An 11,113-nucleotide genomic window follows, 5' to 3' on the forward strand; every position below is an offset into this window, starting at 1 on the left:
GCGTTGGTTTTAGTGTTTAAGGCGGTATGCGGCGACTTCGGTATTGCGTTGCTCACCCCTTAACAGGGCGTTATGTTCTAGAGGGATTATGGGACTAAAAAGGATTAATCACTACGTTGAAGTTCTACCCAAGATGTTTGTTGGTTGGCGGATGGGTGAAGACCTCGAAACGTTATCTGAGCTGCCTAATGGTGTCTTGTGTATTAACTTGCTCGATGGAACAGTTTCACATTCGATTGCTGGCGAGCTAGAACTGTATATTTCCAATGAGCTATCAGCTTGGTTTAGAAGTGAAGTTATAAAGGAAAATATTGACTTATCAACATTATTGAAAGCTTCTTTAACAGTTGAAGTAGATACGGATAAAGTAAAAACTATTAAAAAACGTGTAGTGTTGTTTAATTTTGACTGCATAGCTCATATAGCGACAGTGCATAAGGTCTATGAAAGTAGACTCATGGAAGTAACTAGGTGGCACACGAGGCTACGAATATAACAAAGCATTTAAGAGTGATTCGCAACGCTTGGCGTTTTCGCTTCGCTCAAGTATAGCCAAGCGTTGCTCACACCTTAATGCGGCGTTAGAAATATTATTTAACTTCACTATTAAAGTTGTAGGTGATTTTTATGAAAATTGGTCGAAATGAAAAATGCTGGTGCGGCTCTGATAAAAAGTATAAGCATTGCCATTATGGAAGAGAGAGTCAAAAGGCTGTCACAAAAGGCGACGCTATAGCGCACTCAAACAAAATTGCTCAGCGTAAGTGTTGTTATGTCCCTGATGAACTCAAAGGGGATTGTAGTAAAAACATCATAAATGCTCATACTATCTCCAAAAGCAGTAGTTTGATTTCCATTGCTGATGAAACAAATCATGTTTTGGGTTTGAAAATTAATCTATCTAACCTTTTTAAGAACAACGGAAAGCTTGTCCCAGAAAAAATTGGTGTCAACCAAGCGTCTACCTTCAAAGGCTTTTGCTCTCATCATGACAAATCTCTATTTGCTTGCGTTGAAGATCGCCACTTCACTAACGACGAAGAGCAGTGTTTTGCTTTGATGTATCGCTCTGTTGCAAAAGAGCTATATGCCAAAGAGGGTAGCCTCGTTAGCTCAGAACTGTTGAAGCAAGGTGATAAGGGTAAACAACCTATTGACCAATTATTTATTCAAAAGTTTGCGTCAGACAATCAATTGGGGGTCAAAACGGCAATCAAAGAATTGTCAGAATTTAAGAGTAAACTTGATTCACAACTTCTTGGTCAGACAACTAATGACATGTGTCATTTGATACTTAGTTCATCCAAGCCAATTCCAGTTGTTGTTTCCTCAATTGTTGCGCCTGTATCGGACTTTGATGGTAATTTGATACAAGACTTAGGTGACTTAAAGGTTGTACCTCAGTACTTGGTGTTCAACTCATTTTCTAGTGATGGAAAAGGCTATGCGGTTTTGAGTTGGTTTAAGGGTGAATCAATCGTACAAGATTTCATCGGTACCTTATTGACTGGTTCGCAAGAAGAGCTCTTTTCAAAATTAGTTCGGTTCTTTTATGGTGTTGCAGAAAATACTTTCACGTCTCCTAGTTGGTGGGATAGTTTGTCTTCTTCTCACAAGGAAAAAGTGGAGAGCTTAATAATGAGCGGGGTCAATCCTTTTGAGCTAGAGCCAAAATCCTTACTTGTCGATGATGGCATTGGCTTTTCTGGGTGGGAAGTTGAAAGTATAACGAAAATCAATTTCTAACAAGCAATTTAAGAGGGATTCACAACGCTTGGCACTTTTGCTTCTACTTCAGTTTTAGTGTTTATGGCACAATGTTTTAGGTTTGGGAGAAGGCGCTGTTCACCCCTTAATTGGGCGTTAGCCGACAACCGGAAACTTGAGTTATGGAGAACAAAGTGAACGTAAGGAAAGCGATCAAGGAAGACTCCAGTAAGTTGCTAGAACTTATTGGACACAAAGCTGAGTTTGACCGAAGTATGAAAGGATTCGACGGTGAAATCTCCACGACTAAAGAAAAGATAGAACGAACCTTATTTGGTGACTATCCGTTTGCCCACGCTTTGCTATTGGAAGTCGATGGTGAAGTTCAGGGTTTCGCCTTGTTTCATTATCGTTATTCATCCTTTCGCGGTGAACCGTCTATTTGGCTTGATGATCTTCTAGTTGTTAGTAATCATCGGTCAAAGGGATACGGTGCAGAACTTATGCATACTTTGAAAACGGAAGCTCAAAAGTCGTTAACTTCTCATATTTCTTGGACAGCTAGTCCACATAACACCAAAGCACACGAGTTTTACAAAAAGTTAGGCGCAGAAGTTGAACGGATGGATGGTCAGCGTCCGTATTTCCGTTGGGCAATGTACGGCTAACAATAAATTTAAGAGTGATTCACAACGCTTGGCGCTTTCACTTCAGTCTAGTTTTGTGTCTATGGCACAATGGTTTATCTAAGGTGTTAGCGTTGTTCACACCTTAATTTGGCGTTATGAAGCTTATCCAACTTTGAGGATATTAAATGAGTTTAGAATCTGCATTTACAACGATTTTTGCGGCTATCGGCAGTTCAGCTGCCTTAGGCGTCGTAGCAAAGTTGTTTGCAAATACGATAGCTACAGGAGTGATCAAAAAATATGAGTTGGTCAACCAAGCTAAACTGGAGTCCCAAAGAGCTGAATACCAGAAAGAAATTGAAAGCCTAAAATCTCAACTTTCTCAGCTTCAAAAAGAGCACGAAGTTACATTTACAAGTCTCTACAAAAAGCGGGAAGACTGCATTACTGAATTATATCGACTAATGCTGAGTTGCCTGAGTTTAGCTGATAAAAAGCTGGAAGATTTTAGTATCAATCTCGAAACCGATTTTCGTGCGCTAAATGACTATTTCGACCATCATAGACTTTATTTTCCCAAAGATATTGCTCTAGAAATTAATAAAGTCATGAATCTAGGTTATACATTAGTCCATGAAAAGTCAGAAGAAAAATACGAGCAGCAGCTACAATTTTTGTGCGTAAAGGTCTTTGATCAAATGGAAGATTTGTTCCGAGACATGCTGAAAGCTGAGAACCATAGGTAACAGCTTCATAACAAAGCATTTAAGAGTGATTCGCAACGCTTGGCAGTTTCGCTTCGCTCAAGTATAGCCAAGCGCCGCTCACACCTTAATGCGGCGTTATATGCCATCGGAGTAATAAGGAAAATCATGCAATTGGAACTAGATGGTTACTATCTGCGTTCACTGAATGTGGAAGATGGGGAAGTATTTTACAAATGGTCTTGTGACCGTGAAGTTACACTCTATAGCCTTTCTTCGTATGCGTATCCTCAATCAAAATCAGATATCGAAAAATGGCTTTTATCCATAAATTCAAGCGTTAAAAATGTGTCTTTCGGCATATGCAATAAAGAGAATGATCAGCTAATTGGTTATGCAGGTATATCCGGGATCAGTTCTCTAAATCGTAGTGGCGAATACTTTATTCTTATTGGAGAAAAAAGTTATTGGGGTAAGGGGGTTGGTACCTCAGTCACGAAAGTCGTAACAGATTACGCGATAAGGACTCTTGGTTTACATAGAGTTCAGCTTACAGCAAGCTCTCTTAACTACGGCGCAATTAAGGCTTATGAAAACGCAGGTTATCAACATGAGGGTGTGATGCGCCAATCAGGTTTTCGTAATGGTGAATTTGTCGATAAAGTACTAATGTCAGTCCTGTCTACAGAATGGGCAGGCATATAACAAAGCATTTAAGAGTGACTCACAACGCTTGGCGATTTCAGTTTAAACTTGGTTTCAGTGTTTAAGGTGCAATGGTTTGGGTTAGGTGCTTGGCGTTGCTCACACCTTAATGCGGCGTTATAAGCTAATACAAAATTTTGAATCTGAGAGGTCCCATGAGTTGCAATGAAGTAGGGCGAGACCTATTTATAGGCTCTGCTAGAGAGCAGTTAATCTCTGAGTTAGAACTAGCGCTCAAGAAAGCAAAAGATCCTGAAAGTTCGTTGGTTAAGTTCAATGTGTTAGATTATGAAGTCGAATATTACTTTGATGAAATGGGATCAGATGTAGAAAAGGTATACAAAAAAGATTTTAATCAACGACACATTCTACAAACGATTGGTGATCAACGTTATTTTATTGAACCTAAAGGTACTCATTTTTTTATCTCTCGTTACAACAATTCTGAAGAACGTTTGGAAAGGTTAAATCGCCACGATGATTGGGAATTCGCATCATGGTATGGAAAAAAGTTTCGATCAGCCACTGAATTAGTTGAGTATTTTCTGATACATATAGACCCTTCAGCTAACAGGAGCGCATTGAAAAAACGTGTTTATGAGACATTTGGTTACTCTTGAGCATCGCTTATAACAAAGCATTTAAGAGTGATTCTCAACGCTTGGCATTTTTCATTCCATTGTTGAGTTCAGTGTTTACGGTGGTAAGGTCAGGTTCAGTGGTCGCGTTGTTCACACCTTAATGCGGCGTTATGTTTACTTGTATTTCAATGGCTTAAATGTCTTTGGTTCAAGTTCTTTGTCCCTCTGGCAGCTCGTTCCTAGTAGACTCAGCAAATCCGCATTGTCGGTCTAAGTTCTTGAATCTCTCAGCCCGTAAAACATGCGAATTTTCGTGGGTTGCTTCATTGTCAGGTCGTGGCGGTTGGCTTATTGTTTAACTGGTTTAAAGTCGCTTTCAGGTTCAGTACCAATTAGCATTTCAACTTGGCAGTTGCCTCGGCAATTCAGTATTGTTTTGCGCTTTGGCTGGAAAGAAAGAGCACTTGTTGGTGCTTAGTCGGGTTGCCTCATTGGGCAGGGAAGTGGAATTACAGGTTTTAGGTTGGTCGCCTTTGACGGCCAAGTTTGTTCTATCCTGTGGTTTGGTTCAGAAAACTAGTCAGAAATGGTAGTTCTTTCTCAAGTAAATCAAGTGTTTGTGGTAAAACATAACAAACAATTCAACAGTGATTCGCAACGCTTGGCGCTTTCACTTCGGGTTGAGTTTAGTGTTTACGGCGCAATGTTTAAGTTCAGTGTATGCGCTGCTCACACGTTAATTGGGCGTTATGTTTACTTGTAATTCAAAGGCTTAAAGGTCTTAGGCTTTAGTTCTTTGCCCCTCTGGCAATTCGTCCCTAGTAGACTCAGCAAATCCGCATTGTCGGGCTAAGTTCTTGAATCACTTAGCCCGTAAAACATGCCAATGTTCGCGGGTTGCTTCATTGTCAGGTCGTGGTGGTTGGCTTTTCATTTTACTGGCTCTAAGTCGCTTTTAGGTTTTTAACCAAGCAGCATTTCAGCTTGGCAGTTGCCTCGGCAATTCAGCATTGTTTGGCGCTTTGGTTGGAAAGGTAGGGCATTTGTTGTTTCTTAGTCGGGTTGCCTCATTAGGCAGGGAAGTGGAATTACACGTTTTAGGTTGGTCACCTTTGGCGGTCAAGTTGGTTTCAGCCTTGTGGCTTGCTTCAGAAAACTAGTTAGAAATAGCAGTTCTTTCTCAATTAAGTCAGTGACTTGTGGTAAAACATAACAAACAATTCAACAGTGATTCGCAACGCTTGGCGCTCTCACTTCCGGTTGAATTTAGTGTTTACGGCGCAGCCTTCAAGTTCAGTGTATGCGCTGCTCACACGTTAATTGGGCGTTATATGCACGGGAGAGTTCAGTGGAAGAAAGAGTCCGGAAAAGGGAAGTAAAAGTCTGCCCTGTAGTGCTCAGAAAGTCAGGAAACTATCGTGAGTTAATGCTGTTTGAACATCCATTAGCTGATGTTCAACTTGTTAAAGGAACACTAGAGTCGTCGGACATTTCTATCGAAAGTGCAGCTTTGAGAGAGCTGGAAGAAGAATCTGGGTTATCTAGTGTATCGAGCACTCACTATCTCGGCTGCTGGGAAAGCGGTTTTCAAAATCAACTGTGGCATTTTGTGCTTTGCGAAATAGACCAAGAACTACCGAATAGCTGGAGTTTCTTTACTCAAGATGACGGTGGGCATGAGTTTAGTTTCTTCTGGCATAAAGTAGGAAGTAAGCCCGATTTTAAGTGCCATAAAGTATTCTTTGACGCCATAAAGCAAGTCGAAATTCTGTGCATATAACAAACAATTTAAGAGGGATTCCCAACGCTTGGCATTTTTGCTTCTACTTCAAGTTTAGTGTTTATGGCACAATGCTTTAGGTTAGGGTGGAGGCGTTGTTCACCCCTTAATTGGGCGTTATATTGTTTTTGGAGTTCAGCGTTTGGAAATTGATGAAATAATAGCTTTAACTCGGGAAATTATCTCGGATCATTCTTGTAATGTTGACAATGATGAAGAGCTTTTTCCTATCGTATCTGTTGCTACAAGCGATGCGTATAACTCGGTTATCGACAGCTTTTACCTCTTAGAGGATACACAACTAGCTAAACATTCGTTTCTAGAGCGAAATCCATCATTGCCATTTGGTGATCTCTATTTGTACTTCTATGGTGTCCTCAATGCTGTTTATATGCAGCAGCAAGCGCTGTTAGTTTTGCTAAGAAAAATGGGTATGGATTTTGAACTAAGCGAAATTCAAGGTTGTCAGATCTTCGATATTAGAAACAGCTTTGCTGCCCATGGTGCAAATAGAGGTGGCAGAAAGATCAAGGAACATAGCTTTATTCTAGACCGTCATGCTCTTCGACAAGGCAAGTTAAAAGGATACTCTGCCAATCATGATAGCGGCTTTCTATCTCATGACACTGATGCTTCAACTTTGATTTCAGAGTGGGACAAAGTTTTTTCTAAGTATCTGGAACGTATCTTAGGCATAATAAAAAAGAACTACGAAACCACAATATAACAAACTGTTTAAGAGTGATTCGCAACGCGTGGCATTTTCACTATGCGTTGCGTTTGGTGTTTAAGGTGGTATGCGGGAGCTTCGGTATTGCGTTGCTCACACCTTAACAGGGCGTTAACTGCCTCGACAATGTAGGCAAGTTTACCAATTGAAAATGTATTGTTTAGCTTGCATATCAAGTGATAAAATCTGCTGCCAGCCAACGGTATTAGTTGGTGATCTTATAATTGTTCGGAAGAAAATCGTGAATTACATTGTTGGTGTTAACGAGTTTTGGTTTTATATCGTTCTATCAGCTTTAGCAGGTATTTTAGTAACTTGGTTCTATTACAAAGCTAGAATAGAAGCTGAAGTTAATACTAACGAACGTCAACTCCGCGAGGGGCACAAGAAGCAACTCTTTGAGTTGCAAGCTGAACTTCAATTATCAAATGAGCAAGTGGCAACCTTGACTAGTGAGAATCAAAACTTATTAGGCAAAGTAAATAGTTTAGCTGCGAAATGTGATGCTTTAGTATCTGAAGTTGAACAGTATGAACTAAGGCATAAGCAAATTGAATTTGAAGTGGCTACAGTTCAAAAGTATTACAAAGACGCTCGTATAGATACTACGATTACAATTTAAATTTACCTAAGGCTTCTAAAAGTCAGTTAACAATCTGTTTAAGAGTGATTCGCAACGCTTGGCATTTTTGCTATGCGTTGCGTTTTGTGTTTAAGGTGGTTTGCGGGAGCTTCGGTATTACGTTGCTCACACCTTAACAGGGCGTTAGCTTTAGAGGGAAGTATGGAATACAGTTCGATAAATTTGAAAGACAAGTTGGCAAAGTTTGAGGAGCTTTGGTCTCCGCGAGTTATTGCTGAAATGAATGATTATCAATTTAAGCTGGCTAAAGGTGAAGGCGAGTTTGTTTGGCATTCTCACGAGAATACCGATGAGGTATTTATAGTTATTGAGGGGACTTTGGAAATTGAATTCCGAGATGGAAAGGTAACTCTTACGAATGGTGAGATGTTTGTCATTCCAAAAGGAGTTGAACATAAACCTTTTGCCAAGGGTTTATGCCAAGTTCTTCTAGTTGAGCCAAAAGGTGTGATCAATACAGGCGACTCTGGAGGTGAACTTACAGCTGAAAATGACATTTGGGTGTGAAGAAGCTAACAAGGCGTTCAAGGCGGATTCACAACGCTTAGCGATTTCAGGTTAAGTTAGCTTAAGTGTTTATGGCACAATGAGTTAGGTTCGGTGGTCTGCGTTGCTCACCACTTAACGCGGCGTTAGCTTAACGGAGGAAACATGGCGGATAATCCTAAGAGCCCTCTTGGTCACATTAAATCAGTGAGAGTTAAATTCCTCAAAACTGGAAAACTTCAAGAACTAACTTTCAAAGATAAAAGTCGTTGTCTTTTTTTCGTGGAAACAATCGACACTGATAAAGAAAAGGTTCAACTTAGACTTGATTTTGGTGATTTTTGCGCAAAAGGCGAGCCTATTCTAGATGCTGACTTTTATAAAAATGGAAAGAAAGTAAAAAGGTTGAAAGGGGAAAGGAAAAAGGCTCATCATACTGAATGCCAAACCGATGGTGTGCGTACTTACGCTTGGAAGTATGGTGATCTGGAAGAACCTATTGAAGTTTATATTAGCTGGGTTTTAGAGGCTAGCTTTCAAATCACAATGGGTATTAGCGCGGAAATGGAATTGGTTCGAAATAATAAGCCTAAAAGCTAACAATAAATTTAAGAGTGATTCACAACGCTCGGCGCTTTCATTTCAAGCAAGTTTAGTGTTTATGGCACAATGGTTTAGGTAAGGTGTTTAGCGTTGTTCACACCTTAATTTGGCGTTATAAGCCTAGGAGAGTTTTGTGCTTGATGATATCAGTAATAAAAAGATATTAAAGCTGTTTAATGAGTTACTTGACGGAATTTCTGAATCTGCTCAGAAACTGACGCTGAAAGAGGTTTTAGAAAAGAGTAAACCGCTTACTCTAGAGTTGTTCTCAAATAACATTGAAGAGTATTTCTACTTCATTACAGCACAGCGGGTAACTAAATCGTTTTCGACCAAGTTAGGAGCTGTGATTGAAAAAATCAGTGTAATCTTGGTTGAGTCACAAGGTGGCACAATTGTAAAAGATAAACCGAACCCTTTTGATCTTAAATTTGTACACCCTAATGGTTGTGAATATTGGATCGAGATTAAATCGATAAACGCACAAAACAGTAGTAACTCACAGACAATTAAAGAGCGGAAAGAGCTCGCTGATGCTGCTGGTTGTATATTTAGGCTGTGCATGTATAACGATGACAGAAGATCGAAAGAAGAATATAAGCTAAATGGTGCTGAGTTTTGGGAGTTGGTTGGTGGTAGCAAATCTACGGGAGACGAGGTTCTTAAGTTAATTTCAGGTTTGGCTTCACAGGTAAGCTTCAATGAAATTGTAAAATCAAGAGCCATTGAACTTAGTAGTCAGTACATAAAAGGCTTATAACAAGCAATTTAAGAGGGATTCACAACGCTTGGCACTTTTGCTTCTACTTCAAATTTAGTGTTTATGGCACAATGGTTTAGGTTTGGTGGTAGCGTTGTTCACCCCTTAATTGGGCGTTATGATTTTTATCGAAATGGGGAGGTTGTATGGCAATATCATTTGAAAGTCCGAGGCTGACAGTAGTTGAAATTACTGAAGGGTTTGACTTGTCTAAACACTCATATTTGCTAGAGCGAATTCCTCAAATCCTCACGCCAGCAGTAGTAGAAAGTCTTCCTCCATATTTCCACGAGATAGGTTCTCGTCAACAAGCCCGAACCTGGCTTGAACGAATGTTATCGGAAAGCCGCTTACTTCAAGTGAAAGCCGAGGGACAAGAACTAATAGGTTTCCTGTTCGCTTATGTCGAAAATGATAAGTATGCCCATATTGGTTATCTGCTTGCCGAAGAATACTGGGGCCAAGGGTTAGCTAGTGAATTGCTTCAAGGTTTCATACATGAAGTCGAAAAATCCGAATCTTGGCTGAAACTCATAGGCGGTGTTGACCAATCTAATATTGCTTCAGCGAAGTTACTTAAAAAGCTGGGGTTCATCGCGCAACCCGCTAAGGACAGTGGTGTGGTTTTCTATGAATATACGATTCCCTAGCCACAATCATAACAAGAAATTTAAGAGTGATTCACAACGCTTGGCGCTTTCACTTCAAGCCAGTTTAGTGTTTATAGCACAATGCTTTAGGTAAGGTGTTAGCGTTGTTCACACCTTAATTTGGCGTTAGGAGTATAATAAAATGACATCAATTGTAAGTTGGTTTAATTCTGAATCTGGTGGTGCAGTTTGGACTGTTGGTGATTCTAAGGTAACGGATGGTGGAGATGATCCATCAATGCTTTTGGACTCTGGAGCAAAGGTATTTTCAATCCCTCTACTCTGTAAAGCCCCCGGCACTTCGGGTGCCTTTGATCAGCTAGTTTTAGAGTCTAAAGTAGGTTTAGCATTTGCTGGTAGCTCCCTCATCGGCTTAAATGTACATGCAGCGCTATCAACAATTTTTTCTAATCTGAATGTATTGCACCAAATCCCCTCGATGGATGAATTGGCTGAATATGTGAAAATGATAGCTAAGAGCTATATCGATACTCTTGCTGTAATGAAACAGGAGGGCGCACTTTGTGAGTTTTTGTTTGTTGGTTATTGTCACCTAACTAAGTGCTATAAAATTTGCGAGATTAGACCCGACTTTTCATCGGGAATGTTTGAACTATCGCTGACCATGCACGATAGTGAAACTGCCAAACCTGAAGAATTCTTTATCCTAGGTGACAAGAAAGAGCAAGTTATGACAGCGATCGAAGGTTATCGCTCAGAACAAGAGTTTGATAGTATTTTGTGGCAAAGAGCTCCAAAAATAGTGCTTCAAAAGATCATCGAGGAGGATAGATATCCGACTATCGGTGGACATCTCCAACTGGGTATCTGCATCAATCGAGACTTTACTCCTTTTTCATCCTTAGTTGGTTTGCAAGATGCTCATTTGAGTTACCTAGGCTTTAATGTGACGGGAGACGCTAGCCGCATCGGTGGTAGTATGGTCGGTATTTTTGGAATGGCGTAAATACTCCTAACAATAAATTTAAGAGTGATTCACAACGCTCGGCGCCCTCACTTCAAGTAACTTTAGTGTTTATGGCACAATGGTTTAGGTAGGGTGGTAGCGTTGTTCACACCTTAATTTGGCGTTATGAGGCATATGGATATTCAACTAATACAAATAAAAAGTGAT

Annotated in this window: 14 protein-coding genes; all 14 read left to right on the forward strand. The window is 40.1% G+C overall.

The features are described 5' to 3' along the window. Positions 1-88 precede the first annotated feature (88 nt). Positions 89-496, forward strand: coding sequence for a hypothetical protein (locus ACQEXU_RS21340; RefSeq protein ID WP_427012230.1), 408 nt, complete (start codon positions 89-91; stop codon positions 494-496). A gap of 131 nt (positions 497-627) precedes the next feature. Continuing rightward, a complete protein-coding gene (locus tag ACQEXU_RS21345) occupies positions 628-1,746 on the forward strand; it encodes an SEC-C metal-binding domain-containing protein (RefSeq protein ID WP_239732411.1) in 1,119 nt (372 codons plus the stop codon). Positions 1,747-1,889: 143 nt separating this feature from the next. Next, positions 1,890-2,375 carry an N-acetyltransferase family protein gene (locus tag ACQEXU_RS21350; protein ID WP_427012231.1) on the forward strand — a complete coding sequence of 162 codons (486 nt, stop codon included), beginning with the start codon at positions 1,890-1,892 and terminating at the stop codon, positions 2,373-2,375. A 146-nt stretch (positions 2,376-2,521) separates the two neighbouring features. Then, complete coding sequence (locus ACQEXU_RS21355; protein ID WP_427012232.1) at positions 2,522-3,082, forward strand: hypothetical protein; 561 nt, start codon at positions 2,522-2,524, stop codon at positions 3,080-3,082. Positions 3,083-3,208: 126 nt separating this feature from the next. After that, positions 3,209-3,745: a GNAT family N-acetyltransferase gene (locus tag ACQEXU_RS21360; protein WP_427012233.1), complete on the forward strand. Its 537-nt coding sequence runs from the start codon at positions 3,209-3,211 to the stop codon at positions 3,743-3,745. 155 nt (positions 3,746-3,900) lie between these two features. Further along, entirely contained in the window at positions 3,901-4,365 is a 465-nt protein-coding gene (locus ACQEXU_RS21365; protein WP_427012234.1) for a hypothetical protein, read from the forward strand. Between the two features lie 1,387 nt (positions 4,366-5,752). Continuing rightward, positions 5,753-6,106 carry an NUDIX domain-containing protein gene (locus ACQEXU_RS21370; protein ID WP_237288221.1) on the forward strand — a complete coding sequence of 118 codons (354 nt, stop codon included), beginning with the start codon at positions 5,753-5,755 and terminating at the stop codon, positions 6,104-6,106. Between the two features lie 142 nt (positions 6,107-6,248). Then, positions 6,249-6,833 (forward strand): hypothetical protein, encoded by a 585-nt coding sequence (locus ACQEXU_RS21375; protein ID WP_427012235.1) that lies wholly within the window; start codon positions 6,249-6,251, stop codon positions 6,831-6,833. Between the two features lie 244 nt (positions 6,834-7,077). Further along, a complete protein-coding gene (locus ACQEXU_RS21380) occupies positions 7,078-7,458 on the forward strand; it encodes a hypothetical protein (protein WP_025794182.1) in 381 nt (126 codons plus the stop codon). Positions 7,459-7,620: 162 nt separating this feature from the next. Further along, on the forward strand, positions 7,621-7,986 hold the full coding sequence (locus tag ACQEXU_RS21385; protein WP_427012236.1) for a cupin domain-containing protein: 366 nt from the start codon (positions 7,621-7,623) through the stop codon (positions 7,984-7,986). Positions 7,987-8,130: 144 nt separating this feature from the next. Continuing rightward, positions 8,131-8,565, forward strand: a complete 435-nt coding sequence (locus ACQEXU_RS21390) for a hypothetical protein (protein WP_427012237.1) — start codon at positions 8,131-8,133, stop codon at positions 8,563-8,565. Positions 8,566-8,701: 136 nt separating this feature from the next. Then, complete coding sequence (locus ACQEXU_RS21395; protein ID WP_105069240.1) at positions 8,702-9,328, forward strand: PmeII family type II restriction endonuclease; 627 nt, start codon at positions 8,702-8,704, stop codon at positions 9,326-9,328. Between the two features lie 146 nt (positions 9,329-9,474). Continuing rightward, positions 9,475-9,978, forward strand: coding sequence for a GNAT family N-acetyltransferase (locus tag ACQEXU_RS21400; RefSeq protein WP_427012238.1), 504 nt, complete (start codon positions 9,475-9,477; stop codon positions 9,976-9,978). A gap of 142 nt (positions 9,979-10,120) precedes the next feature. After that, on the forward strand, positions 10,121-10,945 hold the full coding sequence (locus tag ACQEXU_RS21405) for a hypothetical protein (RefSeq protein ID WP_427012239.1): 825 nt from the start codon (positions 10,121-10,123) through the stop codon (positions 10,943-10,945). The last annotated feature ends 168 nt before the right edge of the window (positions 10,946-11,113 follow it).

Origin of the sequence: Vibrio sp. TRT 21S02, from assembly GCF_050113675.1 — a bacterium.
GTDB lineage: Bacteria > Pseudomonadota > Gammaproteobacteria > Enterobacterales > Vibrionaceae > Vibrio.

Bases quoted from the DNA above. Each gene is read 5' to 3' on its own strand.
- ACQEXU_RS21405 (WP_427012239.1), top strand. From the start codon at position 10,121: ATGACATCAATTGTAAGTTGGTTTAATTCTGAATCTGGTGGTGCAGTT.
- ACQEXU_RS21355 (WP_427012232.1), top strand. From the start codon at position 2,522: ATGAGTTTAGAATCTGCATTTACAACGATTTTTGCGGCTATCGGCAGT.
- ACQEXU_RS21390 (WP_427012237.1), top strand. From the start codon at position 8,131: ATGGCGGATAATCCTAAGAGCCCTCTTGGTCACATTAAATCAGTGAGA.
- ACQEXU_RS21340 (WP_427012230.1), top strand. From the start codon at position 89: ATGGGACTAAAAAGGATTAATCACTACGTTGAAGTTCTACCCAAGATG.
- ACQEXU_RS21345 (WP_239732411.1), top strand. From the start codon at position 628: ATGAAAATTGGTCGAAATGAAAAATGCTGGTGCGGCTCTGATAAAAAG.
- ACQEXU_RS21385 (WP_427012236.1), top strand. From the start codon at position 7,621: ATGGAATACAGTTCGATAAATTTGAAAGACAAGTTGGCAAAGTTTGAG.
- ACQEXU_RS21365 (WP_427012234.1), top strand. From the start codon at position 3,901: ATGAGTTGCAATGAAGTAGGGCGAGACCTATTTATAGGCTCTGCTAGA.
- ACQEXU_RS21400 (WP_427012238.1), top strand. From the start codon at position 9,475: ATGGCAATATCATTTGAAAGTCCGAGGCTGACAGTAGTTGAAATTACT.
- ACQEXU_RS21360 (WP_427012233.1), top strand. From the start codon at position 3,209: ATGCAATTGGAACTAGATGGTTACTATCTGCGTTCACTGAATGTGGAA.
- ACQEXU_RS21370 (WP_237288221.1), top strand. From the start codon at position 5,753: ATGCTGTTTGAACATCCATTAGCTGATGTTCAACTTGTTAAAGGAACA.
- ACQEXU_RS21350 (WP_427012231.1), top strand. From the start codon at position 1,890: ATGGAGAACAAAGTGAACGTAAGGAAAGCGATCAAGGAAGACTCCAGT.